Source organism: Bacillus sp. C-3-6, assembly GCF_054509685.1.
This window is the reverse complement of sequence record NZ_CM137247.1, coordinates 3,116,518-3,131,636: the sequence shown is the minus strand read 5'-3', so window position 1 is coordinate 3,131,636 and position 15,119 is coordinate 3,116,518. Positions and strand designations below refer to the sequence as shown.

General features: G+C 34.1%; 18 protein-coding genes. 11 read left to right on the top strand and 7 right to left on the bottom strand.

The genetic code is table 11. The features are described 5' to 3' along the window. Nucleotide 1: 1 nt before the first annotated feature. Nucleotides 2-841, bottom strand: coding sequence for a DUF2785 domain-containing protein (locus ACW0JX_RS16075; RefSeq protein WP_000355450.1), 840 nt, complete (start codon nt 839-841; stop codon nt 2-4). Between the two features lie 123 nt (nt 842-964). Between ACW0JX_RS16075 and ACW0JX_RS16070 the strand changes: the two genes are divergently transcribed. The 5 genes from ACW0JX_RS16070 (at nt 965) to ACW0JX_RS16050 (ending at nt 5,701) form a co-directional block, all read left to right on the top strand. Continuing rightward, nucleotides 965-1,687: a GNAT family N-acetyltransferase gene (locus tag ACW0JX_RS16070; RefSeq protein WP_459244920.1), complete on the top strand. Its 723-nt coding sequence runs from the start codon at nt 965-967 to the stop codon at nt 1,685-1,687. Nucleotides 1,688-1,854: 167 nt separating this feature from the next. Next, nucleotides 1,855-2,874, top strand: coding sequence for a tyrosine-protein phosphatase (locus ACW0JX_RS16065; protein ID WP_168410666.1), 1,020 nt, complete (start codon nt 1,855-1,857; stop codon nt 2,872-2,874). A 122-nt stretch (nt 2,875-2,996) separates the two neighbouring features. Next, complete coding sequence (locus ACW0JX_RS16060; protein ID WP_459244919.1) at nt 2,997-3,911, top strand: phosphotransferase family protein; 915 nt, start codon at nt 2,997-2,999, stop codon at nt 3,909-3,911. A gap of 44 nt (nt 3,912-3,955) precedes the next feature. Beyond that, entirely contained in the window at nt 3,956-4,666 is a 711-nt protein-coding gene (locus tag ACW0JX_RS16055; RefSeq protein ID WP_459244918.1) for a YjjG family noncanonical pyrimidine nucleotidase, read from the top strand. Nucleotides 4,667-4,735: 69 nt separating this feature from the next. Next, on the top strand, nt 4,736-5,701 hold the full coding sequence (locus ACW0JX_RS16050) for a tubby C-terminal domain-like protein (protein WP_459244917.1): 966 nt from the start codon (nt 4,736-4,738) through the stop codon (nt 5,699-5,701). Between the two features lie 47 nt (nt 5,702-5,748). Here ACW0JX_RS16050 and ACW0JX_RS16045 read toward each other — a convergent pair whose 3' ends face one another. Next, the gene (locus tag ACW0JX_RS16045; protein ID WP_016122876.1) at nt 5,749-5,952 is read right to left on the bottom strand and encodes a helix-turn-helix transcriptional regulator; all 204 of its coding nucleotides are present in this window, start codon (nt 5,950-5,952) and stop codon (nt 5,749-5,751) included. Then, complete coding sequence (locus ACW0JX_RS16040; protein ID WP_000859208.1) at nt 5,940-6,299, bottom strand: DUF3796 domain-containing protein; 360 nt, start codon at nt 6,297-6,299, stop codon at nt 5,940-5,942. Before ACW0JX_RS16040 ends, ACW0JX_RS16045 begins: the two co-directional genes overlap by 13 nt. Nucleotides 6,300-6,478: 179 nt before the next feature. On the opposite strand from ACW0JX_RS16040, the gene ACW0JX_RS16035 reads away from it, so the two are divergent. The 5 genes from ACW0JX_RS16035 to ACW0JX_RS16015 all read left to right on the top strand — a co-directional run bounded on the left by ACW0JX_RS16035 (nt 6,479) and on the right by ACW0JX_RS16015 (nt 11,003). Beyond that, nucleotides 6,479-6,673, top strand: coding sequence for a hypothetical protein (locus ACW0JX_RS16035; RefSeq protein WP_000958863.1), 195 nt, complete (start codon nt 6,479-6,481; stop codon nt 6,671-6,673). Nucleotides 6,674-6,761: 88 nt separating this feature from the next. After that, a complete protein-coding gene (locus ACW0JX_RS16030; protein ID WP_095690489.1) occupies nt 6,762-7,487 on the top strand; it encodes an ABC transporter ATP-binding protein in 726 nt (241 codons plus the stop codon). Beyond that, nucleotides 7,480-9,138, top strand: coding sequence for a putative ABC transporter permease subunit (locus ACW0JX_RS16025; RefSeq protein ID WP_095690490.1), 1,659 nt, complete (start codon nt 7,480-7,482; stop codon nt 9,136-9,138). Before ACW0JX_RS16030 ends, ACW0JX_RS16025 begins: the two co-directional genes overlap by 8 nt. Nucleotides 9,139-9,195: 57 nt before the next feature. After that, a complete protein-coding gene (locus ACW0JX_RS16020) occupies nt 9,196-9,954 on the top strand; it encodes an SDR family oxidoreductase (protein WP_459244916.1) in 759 nt (252 codons plus the stop codon). Between the two features lie 338 nt (nt 9,955-10,292). Continuing rightward, nucleotides 10,293-11,003 (top strand): hypothetical protein, encoded by a 711-nt coding sequence (locus tag ACW0JX_RS16015; protein WP_095690491.1) that lies wholly within the window; start codon nt 10,293-10,295, stop codon nt 11,001-11,003. 61 nt (nt 11,004-11,064) lie between these two features. Here the strand turns inward: ACW0JX_RS16015 and ACW0JX_RS16010 are convergent, their stop codons facing one another. Further along, nucleotides 11,065-12,003: a hypothetical protein gene (locus tag ACW0JX_RS16010; RefSeq protein WP_095690492.1), complete on the bottom strand. Its 939-nt coding sequence runs from the start codon at nt 12,001-12,003 to the stop codon at nt 11,065-11,067. Between the two features lie 71 nt (nt 12,004-12,074). Further along, nucleotides 12,075-12,551 (bottom strand): hypothetical protein, encoded by a 477-nt coding sequence (locus tag ACW0JX_RS16005; protein WP_001056361.1) that lies wholly within the window; start codon nt 12,549-12,551, stop codon nt 12,075-12,077. A gap of 282 nt (nt 12,552-12,833) precedes the next feature. On the opposite strand from ACW0JX_RS16005, the gene ACW0JX_RS16000 reads away from it, so the two are divergent. Further along, nucleotides 12,834-13,892, top strand: a complete 1,059-nt coding sequence (locus ACW0JX_RS16000; protein WP_141241012.1) for a pyruvate kinase — start codon at nt 12,834-12,836, stop codon at nt 13,890-13,892. A 41-nt stretch (nt 13,893-13,933) separates the two neighbouring features. Here the strand turns inward: ACW0JX_RS16000 and ACW0JX_RS15995 are convergent, their stop codons facing one another. Both ACW0JX_RS15995 and ACW0JX_RS15990 read right to left on the bottom strand, forming a co-directional pair. Beyond that, nucleotides 13,934-14,215, bottom strand: coding sequence for a DUF1292 domain-containing protein (locus ACW0JX_RS15995; protein WP_003271045.1), 282 nt, complete (start codon nt 14,213-14,215; stop codon nt 13,934-13,936). 153 nt (nt 14,216-14,368) lie between these two features. Continuing rightward, nucleotides 14,369-15,052, bottom strand: a complete 684-nt coding sequence (locus ACW0JX_RS15990; RefSeq protein WP_000185715.1) for an NAD(P)H-dependent oxidoreductase — start codon at nt 15,050-15,052, stop codon at nt 14,369-14,371. Nucleotides 15,053-15,119: the final 67 nt, after the last annotated feature.

The window sequence follows — 15,119 nt, the reverse complement described above, 5'->3', positions numbered from 1 at the left end:
TTTAATAGTAATTAGGAAGTTCTTTTAACATTCTTTCTGTTTTACGTGCTGTAAAGGCTAAGTTATGATCATCTTTCGTTCTGAAAAATAATGTGCGTAAAAAGGTTTTAATGTTGGCACATAAAATACAATACTCATTAAGCGAAAGGCGTTTTCTAATTTGAGGAAGCCTTTTTATTTTTTTATGAATAATAGAAATTAACTCGTTTTGAGGAAAATCATGATACAGCATTGCTAGTAATGGAGTAACAATGCGTTCATCTTCGTTATTATGAAAAAGGTCAGATGGAATAAAGATTTTATTTAATAAACAATGAATTAATTCTTCGTACCACTCAAAGGTCGTATACGTATTATGAACAATTTCGGTAAAAGCATCAGATATGTGAGCAAGACAATGAGCCCATCCTTTATTTTCGATATAGCCCCGAAAATCCGTTTCTAAGTTTGTGTATGTAATGAGTTTATTTTTTATTTCTTCGATATCCTCCTCTGTACAAAAGTAGTGCGAATTAGCGAATTGGAGTATTAACGCAATTAACGAAACAGTGTAAGAACGTGTGAAAACCCCATCTGTATGTGGGGAGTAAATGTCACAATATAAATACTCATCACTTAAACAAGTTTGCAGAAGTAATTTCAGCTGATCGTCCATAAGGAATTCATGATGAATGAAATGCGCAAAACATTTATATATAAGTTGGTAACGAACGTAGCTATCAGTCGTTCCGATATACTGAAGCATGTTCAAAGTTAACTCATTTACGTCTATATGTTGCAGTTGCGTATAGTCATTTTGTTGTATAAGCTCTAACTGTTGTTGCAATGCTGTAATATCCACTGGAGAACCTCCTCCGCACTTTAAAGATGCGATCTTTTCTAGTATTCTATATATTCAAGGACAATCCTGCTCATGCAAGGAGAACGATTAGAAATTCGAGTATGATATAGATGAGGGAAGAATATGACGACGATAGAACAGTTAAAAAAACATTTTAAAATAAGAAGAAGTGCTTCTTCTATTATGATAAAAGAAAATAATGCAGAGGTTTTTACAGAAGAGCAATTAGAAGAGATGGTGCAATATTACGTTGCTGAAGCTGAAAAAGATGGATTAGAAAAACTACATTTTGAAATCTCTTCAAAAAGTCCAAATTATGATGTGTATAAAAAATGTTTTGAAACGTATTCATTTGAATATGTTACGGAAAACATGATTGTATTTAAAGATATATACGAAGTAGAAGATGTAGAAAGTGAAATTGATTTTAAGCTTATTGAAGAAGTTGGAGAAGAGGCTTTTTATTCACTGTGGAATGAAGCGACGGGAGAACCAGTCGCTCATGATCAATTTGTGCATATGATGCTACAAGAAATTGGTGAGCAATGGAAAGAACATTGCTTAACAGCGGATGTCGATGAAAAGCCGATAGGAATTGTAATCCCGCATATTGAAAGAGGTGCGTTAGAAGAAGGGAAACTTATGTACTTCGCAGTTACTCCAAATATGCGTAATAAGGGATATGAAGCTGCGTTATTTGCAGGTGCGATGTTTGTCTTAAAGGAAATAGGTGCATCTTATTATATTGGTGAGACAAATATACAAAATGAGTGGATGAAGGATGTTTTTGAAAAGAATGGATGTCAGCTGCTGAGTTGTACTGAGCGGTATGTGAGGGAGTTTTAAGATATACCCTGGGACACATCTAGTGGGAACCCGTGTACAAATTTTGAACAAGTAAAAGAACTTTTCGCCTGTTTGTAAGATAAAAAGAAAAATGAGAACGACAAAGTAGTTATTCCTATAATAAAATAGAGTAAGATTTGACTATAAGAGAAAGCGTTGGTGAAAGAATGGAGCAGCAAAGAAATTGGCTACAAGCAACTGTAGAGAGAAATGAAGATAATACGTTACAAATAAAGTGGGGAAATAATATAGAGGAAGTTCGCATTTACTGGAGTACTTCGCCAGATCATATTGAAGAAAATGGAGAATTACTTGCAACTGTAAATGGAGAATTATCATATACAATTGAAAACCCGAGTGAAAATGAACGTCCATATTTTAGATTAGTAGGAAGTAATGGACAAGCAGTAACAGTAGCTGAGCGTAGACTGCCATTACAAGGCGCGTTTAACTTCCGTGATATGGGAGGATATGAAACGACAGAAGGCCGTAAAGTGAAATGGGGCAAATTATACCGTTCTGAAGAATTAGCAGGACTAACAGAATGGGATATTGCGTATTTACAAAAGTCTGGCTTAAAGTTAATTTGTGATTACCGTACAGACTTTGAAGTGAAGCATAAGCCGAATCCAGAAATTACAGGTGCTCGTCAAGTGTGCTTACCAGTTATGCAAGACTTAGCGAAAGACTTAAATATAAATGAGTTTTTCCAAGTTGGTGACCTTTCTATGTTAGGAAAACCAGGTGAGTATCTTGTGAAAATGAATCAAGATTTCGTAAGTGGCAACGAGGCATTCGTGAGCTTCTTAAACTTAGCGCAAAACCCGGAAAACTTACCGTTAGTAAACCACTGCACAGCTGGAAAAGATCGTACTGGATTTGGTTCAGCGCTTTTATTACTTTTACTAGGTGTACCGGAAAAAACAGTAATGGAAGATTACTTATTAAGTAACGGATTCCGTGAAAAGCTAAATGAAAAAATGATGGCTTTTTTAGGTGCGAAATTACAAAATGATGAGAGCAGAGCAATATTAGGTGCAATGTTTGAAGCGCGCGCCGAATATTTACAAGCTGCGATTGATGGAATCCAAAAGCAATACGGATCAGTTGAAGCATACGCCGAAAAAGCTCTTGGCTTTACGAAAGATTCGTTAGAAGAAATGAAAGTGTTATTGCTGGAAGATTAATAATGAGAAGGAGGCTGATTTGGATTAGCCTCCTTTTACTATTGTTGCTATAATTTTGTTAATGAGGATGTTGTGCACCGAGGAGAAAATGGATGAAAAGAACTTAAGAATCGGGGGATAAAATGATTCATACACGTGTAAAAGCAGAGGGGTTAAGAGAAAAGCTGGCAACAATACTAAGTCAAGAGTATAAGGAACTAGCTATTCAAGATTTAAAGGTGATTGGAACGGGAGTACAAAATATTGTTTTTCAAGGAGATTCAGAAAAGGGGTCTTTGGCATTTCGAGTACCGTGGGAAAGGGAAGTGGAAAATATAAATGAAGACTTATTTAACAGTCGGATTTCGTTGCAAAAGGAAGCGGAGCTGTCTAAGTATTGTCATTCAAAAGGTATTCCAGTACCAAGGATACACGGATTGCATCTTTCAACCGAACTTGATTTTTTAATTTCGGATTGTGTGTATGCTGATCATATGCCAATTTCCGCATGCAAAATAGGGGAGTTAGTGAGCAAGCTTCATAGTATGCCAATTGATGGTTTGTATTACAAACAAAATATTAGAGAGCCCATTAGTAAGTATATAGCAGAACGAATTGTGAAACGGATAGAAGGGTTTAATACAATCACGAACTGTAAAATTAATCTTCCGGATACAAAAACAATTGAATATATTCTTAGTACAGCAGATCATGTAAAATGTTTATTACATATGGACATTCGACCAGCCAATTTAATCGGGTATAATGGAGAAGTTAAAGCAATAGTTGATTGGGATAACGCTTTAATTGGTCATCCATTACTGGAGCTTATGAGAATAGCTGAAACAAATGAGGTTAGTTGGGATGAATTTAAAGATGGATATAAGAATGATAGTATCTTTAATGTTACTCCTCATATTGTTAGTTTATTTTATAGACTAGATACAGCAGTCATGCTAGCAAACTTATTTATAGCACATTTGAAAATAAAAGATAAAGGTGTATTCTATAAAGAGCGGGTTAAAGCGCTTCATCACGAAATATATAAAAGTTTATAAGCAATGAGAACGAAGCTTTTAAAATAGGAATTGAGGAGAACATCATGAAATACAAAGTAATACTATTCGACGTAGACGATACATTATTAGATTTCCCTGAAACGGAAAGAAATGCATTACACAATGCGTTTGTACAGTTCGGCATGCCTACAGGGTATAATGATTATCTTGCAAGCTATAAAGAGATTAGTAATGGATTATGGAGAGATTTAGAAAATAAAATGATTACGCTAAGTGAATTAGCAGTAGATCGACTTAGACAATTATTTGCACTTCATAATATAGACGTAGATGCGCAGCAATTTAGTAATGTATATCTTGAAAACTTAGGGAAAGAAGTACATCTTATAGAAGGTGCAGTGCAATTATGTGAAAATCTACAAGATTGCAAGCTAGGTATTATTACAAATGGATATACGAAGGTGCAACAATCAAGAATCGGAAATTCGCCTTTAAGTAATTTCTTTGATCATATTATTATTTCTGAAGAAGTTGGTCATCAAAAGCCAGCACGTGAGATTTTTGATTATGCATTTGAGAAATTTGGAATTACGGATAAATCAAGTGTACTAATGGTCGGAGATTCGCTAACTTCTGATATGAAAGGTGGAGAAGACTACGGCATTGATACGTGTTGGTATAATCCGAGTTTGAAAGAGAATACGACAGATGTTAATCCAACTTATGAAGTGGAGAATCTGCTACAAATTTTAGAAATTGCAGAAGTGGCTGAAGAAAAGGTAGCTTCATTTTAATTGTATTGATATATTTTTAGTTACGGTCATATAGGTAAGAGCTGTGTAACAACTAGAGGTGAATAAAGGATGTTAACGTTTTTATTTGAGTTAGACAAGAATCTCCCGCAGAAGGATGAGCCACGGTATGTTGCTTATACAAATGGTTTTATCGAAGGGGATTTAACAATTTGTATGGGTGACAGAGTATTTTTTCAAAAATCATGTATGAAGGTTGCAGAGCTGGGCATTTATTTAGGTCAGTGGATGGAACAAGTTCAACACGGGCAAAACGTGCCTATGAAATATGAAACGGCTGACCGTGAAGAGGTCATTCTTGGCTTCTTCTATGAAGAGGATCATAACCAATGGAATGTTTCTTCCAGCTGGCAACAATTTGAACTTCAGGAGAGTATCTCGACTACAACATTAGTAGAGAGCGTTCAACGCTATTTATATGAGTTAAATAAGGAACTGCGCGTGATAGAATATCCTGTGACGTTTGATCAGTACTTAAGAGGAGAGCGAATGATGCAGCTCTCTTACAAACGACCGTGTGATAGCAAAGCAGATACGACGCCGATAGAGTTTTATAATGGAAGTGAGCAAGTAGGCGTAGTACGGGGTTATTATAAAAATACGTTGATGAGAGTGCTGGACTTCATTCCGAAAATTGGTAGTAATATCATTTATGAAATAAAGGATAGTAAGGGCAATATTCGCGTCATTGCAAAGGATGTAAGTAGGCAACGCCAAAGAAAGATTTTAGTAACGTACATCGATAATAATGATGCAGAGCATGAAATACTTGTATGTGACGGAAAGTTATTGGATGCAAATTTTATATTTACCTTTACATATAAGGCAGAAGAATATGTTGTTCATAAAACTTCATTTGGAATGGGAAAATTATTACGAAAAGGCTATGTAATCGCAGATTGGAATATTCGTCTTGAGGAAGATATGTATTACATCGAGATGAATGCATATGATGGAGATTACATGGAGGATCAATACTTACTATTAGGCGTATTTCATGCGGTTTTATATGGATAATCGATGAGAAATACCGTCATTCTTCTTGGAAAGAATGACGGTATTTTTTATTTATCCTCAAAAATAAAAATCTCATCAATCGTACTATGTAGTGCCTTCGCTATATCGTGAGCAAGTTGTAAGGAAGGATTGTATTTACCTTTTTCGAGATGACTAATTGTTTCACGTCGCACACCAACGCTCTTTGCTAAATCTTCTTGTGTCATGTTCAATTTGGCGCGGTATTCTTTTATCCTCGTTACGAACGCCATGGTGCATCTTCCATTTCATCAACAGGTTTATCATAAAAGAACATAGAAAAACCGAACGTAAGAATGAGTGTGCCGAAAATAAGAGCGATATCAATTTCTTGTAGCGCCGGGTTTGGAAATAACATTTCAATAAATATAATGATAGCGGTAGTTAGTAATGTAACGATAAATGCATTGCGACACGATTTATTGACAATTTGTTCAAACAGTTCATCGTGTTGAACTGTTCTATACGATGTGAAAAAGGAGAAGAAACAGAACATAGTAAACAATCCTTTTTCATAAAAAAATCCGAGGAAACCGAAGAAACCGAGAAATCCTAAATATTTTATCCAAGTTGTTTTCATGATAGGTCCTCCTTACGTTGTTAGAAATAAGTCACGTTATGTTACAAATATATCACAATTGGATAGGAATGGTAATAATAGTTTTCCAGTTTGCTTCATAATAATAGTAAAAAGAGGAAATATGCTGCGAAATAAAGAGGATAATATTGTAAAATGGTTGTAAGGAGGGGGAGGAAGAAATGCTAACTTGGATCATGATCGTTGTATTACTTGTAGTGATTACTGTCATTGCGACGGTGTTAATTGGGCGGAATGGTGATGCAAATTATAGCAAAGCGACAAAGGGGAATATTAAACGATTAACAATGATTTATATTATACTAGCTGTCGTTTTAGTTGTTGGATTAGGGGTGTATATTTATTTTAAAGGTTAAATAAACTGAAAAATGTAAAAATCTTAAAATAGAAGTATGCTATAATATCAATATAGTTATTTGGTAATTAAGGAAAGGATTGGATGGAATGATTGAAATTAAGAATGTGTCAAAAAGTTATAATGGGTCTACCTATGCAGTAAAAGATTTAAGTTTATCTGTACCTAGCGGCGAAATCTTTGGATTTTTAGGACCGAATGGTGCGGGTAAATCCACGACAATTAAGATGATTACTGGCATTCACGGGGTGGACAAAGGGACTATTACGATTAACGGAAAAAATATTATGGAAGAGCCGATGGAAGCGAAGAAGACGTTTGGTTATGTGCCGGATAGCCCAGATATGTTTTTACGTTTAAAAGGAATTGAATATTTAAACTTTATGGCTGATATGTATGAAGTGCCGAAAGAAGTAAGACAAGAACGAATAGAGTCTTTAGCGAAGAAGTTTGATCTTTATAATGCATTATCTGATCAAATTCAAAGTTATTCGCACGGTATGAGACAAAAAATCGTTATTATTGGTGTGCTCGTGCATGAGCCAGATGTATGGATTTTAGATGAACCGTTAACAGGGCTTGATCCGAAATCTGCATATATTTTAAAAGAAATGATGAGAGAACATGCGGATAAAGGAAAGATTGTATTTTTCTCTACACACGTATTAGAAGTAGCGGAAAAAATATGTGACCGGGTTGCTATTATTAATAAGGGGAATTTGCAGTTTAAAGGAAATTTAGATGAAATGAGAGATCATTTTAAATCCAATGAATCACTTGAAAAAATGTTCTTGGAGATGACGGGCAATGAGTAAAATTTGGACGTTAACGAAGGTACTATTAAAGTTAAATTACGCAGATTTTATAGCAGATAAGAAGAAGCGATGGGCGTATTTATTTTCATTTGCAGCTATTTTATTTGTTGGATTTTTAATATTTGGTTCGATGACGCACGGAATGTATGAAGGTCTGAAACAATTAGGGCAAGGGCCGGGAATGATTATTGCAATGGGACTTGCGATTGCGAGTATATGGGTATTTTTAATGAGTATAACGAACATTTTAACTGTATTTTACTACAGCAATGATATTGAAATGTTACTGCCGTTACCATTAAAACCAGCGCAAATTATTTCGGCAAAATTTTTAACGGTATTAATTACACAATACGTAATGAGTTCATTTATTTTATTACCAATCTTCATTACGTACGGTTTAAAAAGTGGCGCATTTATTACATATTACATATATATGATTTTTATTTACTTACTCTTCCCAATCGTGCCGTTAGTATTAGCTTCGTTACTGATGACAATTATTATGAGGTATACAAATATAGCGAAAAATAAAGATCGAGGAAATATATTTATTGGAATCGTAAGTATATTATTTATTGTAGGAATTAACGTATTTATGCAGTGGAGAAATAAAAGTGCGTTTTCTGGAGATGGGGCTGCGGAATACCTTGTAAATAATCAATCTTCTCTTTTAGTACAAATGACAAATTATTTTCCAACTACATATTTTGGAGCAGTGGCATTAGTAGAAAATGCAAATTGGAAGGGACCTTTATATGTAATAATCTTTGCAGTTATTTCATTTGTCTTCTTTGTGTTGTTTTATTACATAGCAGAGCGTACATATTTAAAAGGGGTTATTGGACTTTCAACGAGTACAGCAAAGAAACAAGTTATTTCGGCGGAAGGTTTACAGAAATCAACAGTACAAAGTTCGCATTTAAAAGCGTATGTGAAAAAAGAATTTAAAACGTTATTCCGTACACCACAATTTTTCTTAAATTGCATTGTACAAACTTTCGTTATGCCAATTATGTTGTTCTTTATTTTATTTGTGCAAGATGGAAACTTAAAGTTTATTACAGAGTATATTAACAATCCAGAGACAACAGGATTTGCAATTGGTGTTGGTCTTTGTGCATCGTTATTTTTAATGGGTAGTAACGTCATTGCAACAACGTCATTTTCGCGAGATGGAAGCTCTTGGTTTGTGAATCGTTATTTACCAGTAAAGGCTTCGGATATCTTTTTTGCGAAAGCAATCACTGCTTGGTTAATTAATGTAATCATTTTAGCAGTATTCGGTATTACGATGGCAGTTGTAGCTGGGATTTCTCCAGTCTTCATGATACTGTGGTTTTTACTAAGTGCGAATGGGTTACTGTTAATTAATTTAATCGGAACACGCTGGGACGCACAAACTGCAGATATTCATTGGGATACAGAGCAGAAATTATTTAAAAGTCGATATACAACTTTATGGAATTTTTTAGCTAATATTTTAATAGCTTTAATTATTGTGGGGGGAGTAAGTGTATTATACTTCTTCCTTCATGTCGGACTGTGGGTTATGTTTATCGTTTTATTTGTAATGTTTACGATTGTAAATTATATCTTTATTAAAATGTTAAAATTAGGTGCTGAACGTATACTGTCAAATATTCAATAAGAAGATAGATCCTCTGTATTCATGCAGGGGATCTGTGTATAGATGGAGGAGAAAAAGGTGAAGAAAATAGCAATTGTAACAGGGGCAACTCGTCTGAATGGAATTGGTGCAGCTGTATGCAAGGTGCTTGCTCAAAAGGGGATAGACATTTTATTCACGTACTGGCCAAAGTATGATAAAGCGATGCCATGGGGAATGAGTGATCAAGAACCCTTTTTGCTGAAAAAGGAAATTGAAAGTTACGATGTTCGATGTGAAATGGCAGAAATCAATTTATCGCAGTCTTATTCGCCAAATCGTTTGTTTTATATGGTATCAGAACGGTTAGGTGATCCATCTATTCTAGTTAATAATGCAGTATATTCTACTCATACGAGAATTGAGGAATTAGATGTAGAGCAGTTGGATAAACATTATACAGTTAATGTTCGGGCTACTATGCTATTAAGTTCATTGTTTATAAAACATTATTCACTTAAAACGGGCGGGAGTATTATTAATCTTACTTCAGGACAGTCAGTAGGTCCAATGCCAGATGAACTAGCATATGCAGCAACGAAAGGGGCAATTGAAGCATTTACAAAGTCAGTAGCACCAGTTGCGATGGAGAAGGGGATTACAGTGAATGCTGTAGATCCAGGACCGACGAATACAGGATGGATTACAGAGGAGCTGAAGCATCATTTAGTATGGAAGTTCCCGCAAGGTAAAGTAGGAGAACCGGTGGATGCTGCGCGCTTAATTTCTTTTTTAGTAAGTGAAGAAGCGAAATGGGTTACTGGGCAAGTCATTCACTCGAATGGTGGTTATTCATAAAAATATTATGTTAACAAATGTTGAGAAACAAAAAACGAAAGAAAATTTTATTTTTTTGTATAAATAAAATGTCAAGAAAGATAAAAATTTGATAGAAGAGTATATCGTCATATGAAGATAGTAATTCTTAATGTGACAATATACTCTTTTTCTTTTACTTGCAAGTAGAAAAATGAAGTAGAAGAAACTCGAATATTAAAATGAGTTTATCAGTTTTTGTACGTATTATTATGAAGATTACTGTCGGAAAGATGATAATTCGTATGAAAAGGGATTTTTTAAGGGGGAATCGAATCGTAAAGGGGAGGATAAATTATGTAAAACATAGGGGGATTTATATGAAAATGAAAAAGGTCGCTATCGCATCGATAACAATTGGTACAATGCTTACTATGGCAGCTTGTAGTCCTTCAGCAGATAAAGAAACGGAAAAGAAAGAGCAAGTAACTGCGCAAAATGATGGAGAAGCAAAAACGACAAGTGCAGATGAAGCGTCAAAAACAACGAAAGATACTGAAAAAGAAACAAATACTTCTTCAAATGAAAAAACAGATAAGGATGCAAAAAATACGAAAGAATCATCAGGAACAGAAAGTAATGGCAAAACGTCAACTCAAAACGAGAATGTAAAAACAAAAGAAAAAGAGACGACAGGAAAAACGAATGATCAAACGACTAGCGGGAAAACAACAGATACAAGCACAAGTACAAACAATAATGGAAAGACAACGAAAGATCCGAAGAAAAGTGTTGCTGTGAAAACGAATGTTAAAGAAGTTGTAGCATTAATTGATAGCTTGGACAAGCAGTTAGCTGCTAATCCGAAATTGGAAACAGTGAATAAGCTTGGCAAACAAATTAATGAAAAGTGGGATGTAATTGAAAAAGAGCTAGAGGCATCACATCCGACGGATTCTAAAACAATCGGTCAAAGTATGTATCCGTTAATTGTAGGAGCGGAGAAAGAAAAAATCGATATTAATAAAATGAAATCTTTAACGACGAAAACGAAAAAAGATTTAAATCAGTTATTGACGAAACTTTCGTAGTTTCAAAAGCCTACTCGTGTGAGTAGGCCTTTTTTGGTTGTTATACTGTGCATAGTATAACTTATTTATTTTCATTTTCAATTACGATGCGAAAAGAACTGAATGCTTGTTGACTGACATAATCTTCTTCGCTAACTTTAAAAGGAAATGGAAAAGCGACGAGTTGAAAATTACTTTCCTGATCCACTGAAGGCAATATGAAATTAAAGATTTGCCTCGTTTCAGGTGCAACTTTAGTATAAACGACTTTTCTATTGTTAAATATTTCAACTTGTTTCCAATCTTTAAAAGCCACGATTGCGTAAGTCATTTCATCATTCGTTTCATTACCGTTTGATAGGGTTAATTGCTTGCCTTCCTTTTCAAAGAAGACAGTTTGTAAGTTCTCTTCACGGTTCGTAACAAATAATGGTTCGTAAAGACCATCTTTTAAAATAGCATCTGGATTTATATGGGAGAGTTTTATTTTTTCGCTTTCTTTCTGAGGAGGATGCATTGAGTATCGCATACTTAGAATATCTTCTAAAATGGCTGCTTTATTTAAGTTATTATCTTTTAATTTGTATTCAGGTTTTTTAATTATTAAAAAGGTTAATTCACTTGCATTAGGAGAAGTGTGTAAAGAGATTTTCGTAGTCATTGAACTGTTTGGTTTCATATCAAAAAAATAGTGTGATATTTCATTAGTAGTATCTTCTATTTTAAAAGGTTTTTGTTCGTAATCTTCTAGAACAATTAATCCATATTTTCGGTTTTCGTTAATAGTATGTACGAATGATAATGATACATTAATTTTATTATCCTCACTAGTAATTGTACTACCGTTGTTAATATGTTGGCCTTGATTATCCTTCAATCCGTAAGAAATAGTATTGGTTTGTTGCCCTCTCTTATTTTCTTTAGAAGGTGGATGAGGTTGTATGATTGAAGTATTGAACAAAATATAAATTGTAAGTAATGAAATGAGTAAAACACCGATAATAATATATATTTGTTTCATAAATAGCACCTCAATATATGTAAAGTATTAGAGAAAAAAGATATGCAAGATGCATATCTTTTTTCTCTTTCTTACCAGAAGGCTTTTGTTTCGTGATTCACATCATTATAACCACTTAATTTATAGGTATGATTACCGATAGCGTAATCATCTCCATAATAAACGCTTGTGTTGGTCGCTGTAGCACTTACAAAGGATGATTTTTTTGCACTATTACTTTTCGTATTTACTAATGAGCCATCGCCATTGAAAGTTCTTGCTTTTGCATAAACATAGTCTTCGGTCGTAGTTGATTTCGATTTAGCAACTGCATATGGGTTACCAAAAAAGGGAGTATATACGCTAATGTTAGAGTCATTCTTAGGTGCAGCTGCAACAGTCAAACTAGGAACACTAGATGTTTTTGTTGATTGAATTGTATCAAAGTCAACTAAAACGGGCTGCCTGTCTACAGTATCGACCTCTGAAGCACTTGCGTTATTAGTAAAACCAAAACCTAAAACCGCTAACCCTAAAGTTGTCACCGATAAAGATTTTTTCATATTCACTAATTTTCCCACCTTTTTAAATTTTTGAGTTCGAACTCAATTCATACAATATATGAAAATTTCGAAACTCTCAATGGTTTATCCCATACTTAACTTTTCTTTTACTTTCGATTCAACATGTCTTCATTTGCAAAAAAGCGAATATATCTTCTAATGCTTAGCCAGCAAGGGATACAGGTTTAATTTTATGAAATTCATGTAAATTTAAATCTATTCATGTCAGAATCTCTGTTATTTTTAAGTTCATATGGGAAACTTATTAAAAAAAGGATGGTGACAAAAATGACAATCGATCGAATTTGTACAATTGGACCCGCAAGTAATAATAAAGAAACATTAGCACAGTTAATAAAGAATGGTATGAAAATTGTTCGACTGAATTTATCGCATGGCACGCATGAAAGTCATAAAGACATCATTCGTTTAGTGAAATCATTAGATGACTCTATTAAATTTTTGGGTGATGTACAAGGACCTAAAATAAGATTAGGTGAAGTGAAGGGAGGGCAAATTACACTTCAGGCAGGAGATTCTTTTATTTTACATACACAACCAGTTACAGGGAGTAATACAGAAGCAAGCGTTGATTATGAAGGAATTGCGAATGATGTGAAAGTAGGCAGTAGAATTTTAATTAATGATGGAGAAGTTGAATTAATTGTTGAAAAGATAAGTACGGATAAAATAGAAACGAAGGTAAAAACAGGTGGCAATATCTCATCTCATAAAGGAGTTAATTTACCAGATGCGGCTGTTCGTTTACCAGCTATTACAGAGAAAGATAAAAAAGATATTCAGTTTCTTTTAGAAGAGAATGTTGATTTTATCGCGTGTTCTTTCGTAAGAAAACCTAGTCATATAAAAGAAATACGAGATTTTATACAACAGTATAAAGAAACGTCACCTAATGTAATTGCAAAAATAGAAACGATGGAAGCAATCGAGAATTTTCAAGATATATGTAAAGAAGCAGATGGAATTATGATTGCAAGGGGCGATTTAGGAGTAGAGTTACCGTATCAATGCATTCCGCTTTTACAGAAAATGATGATTCAGGAATGTAATCGAACGAATACATATGTCATTACAGCAACACAAATGCTTCAATCTATGGTAGATCATTCTATTCCAACAAGAGCAGAGGTGACTGATGTGTTTCAAGCTGTACTGGACGGGACGAATGCAGTTATGCTTTCAGCTGAAAGTGCATCAGGAGAACATCCAATCGAAAGTGTGAGAACATTACGTCTCGTTTCAGAATTTGCAGAGCATGTTAAAAAAGATGGACCTTTTGCGATGAAAGATGTACTGGAGTTACTGCATAAATCACTGAATGAGTGATGAATAAAAAAAAGAGGGTGGATATGCATCCCCCCTCGTGTTTACTCTTGTTCTTGTTCATCTAAAATCTTATCAAAAGCAGCAGATACTTTATCAAACTCTTCATCATTTTCAATGTATGAAAACTCATTATCTTCTTCTACTTTTAAAAAGAAAATATCAATGTCTTCCTCAGTTTCTGTTTGGATATCTTCAACAAAGGCAACTGCAATATATTCTGCACCTTCGACATCCATTGCTCCAAGTACTTCTACTTCCTGATCCTCATTATTCTCATCGCTAAGTGTAAACACTTCGCCAACTTCAATATCAGACATATTCATTCTCCTCCTGTTCGACTCTAAAAATAGAGCACTCAAACTGTATACATACTAACATATCTTTCCATGAAAAACCAAATTCATACGTAAGAAAACAATTGATTCTTCTTTAGTATGAGTATACAGCTATTAGGAGCATTATTTGTCTGTGCTATATTACTTAATCCATTCAACAATTGTATCCATAGTCTGTCTTGTTTTATCACGCTTTGGCTCTTCTTTACGGTAACCAAAGGCAACCATAACTGATACTTCAAGATTATCGCCTTGTATAATGCCTTCTTGACGAAGTAAAGAATCTACTTCCTCTTTATCAAATCCTTCTATTGGACAAGAATCAATACCGATTTGAGCTGCACTCGTCATCATATTACCTAAAGCAATATAAGTTTGTTTAGATGCCCAATCAAATACAGCACGATCGGATTGTAATAAGTTAAAATCTGTTTCCTGGAACTTTTTGAAGAATTCATATCTAATTTTTTGAGTGTCTTCAGGCAATCCAATAATATCGTTCATCATATATTTAATATACTCTGCATCATAATGCATATCTTTAATGTTTCTTGAAAGAACAATAACAAAATGACTAGCTGTTGCAAGTTGCCCACCAGCGCCCCATGAATACGGTTGTAGTTTTTCTCTTAATTCTTTATTTTGTACGACAATAAATTTCCAAGGCTCATATCCAAAAGAAGAAGGAGATAATCTGCCTGTTTCTAAAATAAATTTAAAATCCTCTTCTGAAATTTTGTGCATAGGATCGAATTCTTTACATGCATGTCTGAAATGAAAAGCCTCCATAATCTTTTCTTTTGTAATTTCGTTTGTATTTGTCATAAAAGTTCCTCTTTTCATGAATTTATTTTTGTAAGTAAATTATATTTTTAAAGTAACATAGATACAA

Coding starts and splice junctions, on each gene's coding strand:
- ACW0JX_RS16070 (WP_459244920.1), top strand. CDS start 965: ATGACGACGATAGAACAGTTAAAAAAACATTTTAAAATAAGAAGAAGT.
- ACW0JX_RS16065 (WP_168410666.1), top strand. CDS start 1,855: ATGGAGCAGCAAAGAAATTGGCTACAAGCAACTGTAGAGAGAAATGAA.
- ACW0JX_RS16060 (WP_459244919.1), top strand. CDS start 2,997: ATGATTCATACACGTGTAAAAGCAGAGGGGTTAAGAGAAAAGCTGGCA.
- ACW0JX_RS16055 (WP_459244918.1), top strand. CDS start 3,956: ATGAAATACAAAGTAATACTATTCGACGTAGACGATACATTATTAGAT.
- ACW0JX_RS16050 (WP_459244917.1), top strand. CDS start 4,736: ATGTTAACGTTTTTATTTGAGTTAGACAAGAATCTCCCGCAGAAGGAT.
- ACW0JX_RS16045 (WP_016122876.1), bottom strand. CDS start 5,952: ATGGCGTTCGTAACGAGGATAAAAGAATACCGCGCCAAATTGAACATG.
- ACW0JX_RS16040 (WP_000859208.1), bottom strand. CDS start 6,299: ATGAAAACAACTTGGATAAAATATTTAGGATTTCTCGGTTTCTTCGGT.
- ACW0JX_RS16035 (WP_000958863.1), top strand. CDS start 6,479: ATGCTAACTTGGATCATGATCGTTGTATTACTTGTAGTGATTACTGTC.
- ACW0JX_RS16030 (WP_095690489.1), top strand. CDS start 6,762: ATGATTGAAATTAAGAATGTGTCAAAAAGTTATAATGGGTCTACCTAT.
- ACW0JX_RS16025 (WP_095690490.1), top strand. CDS start 7,480: ATGAGTAAAATTTGGACGTTAACGAAGGTACTATTAAAGTTAAATTAC.
- ACW0JX_RS16015 (WP_095690491.1), top strand. CDS start 10,293: ATGAAAATGAAAAAGGTCGCTATCGCATCGATAACAATTGGTACAATG.
- ACW0JX_RS16010 (WP_095690492.1), bottom strand. CDS start 12,003: ATGAAACAAATATATATTATTATCGGTGTTTTACTCATTTCATTACTT.
- ACW0JX_RS16000 (WP_141241012.1), top strand. CDS start 12,834: ATGACAATCGATCGAATTTGTACAATTGGACCCGCAAGTAATAATAAA.
- ACW0JX_RS15995 (WP_003271045.1), bottom strand. CDS start 14,215: ATGAATATGTCTGATATTGAAGTTGGCGAAGTGTTTACACTTAGCGAT.
- ACW0JX_RS15990 (WP_000185715.1), bottom strand. CDS start 15,052: ATGACAAATACAAACGAAATTACAAAAGAAAAGATTATGGAGGCTTTT.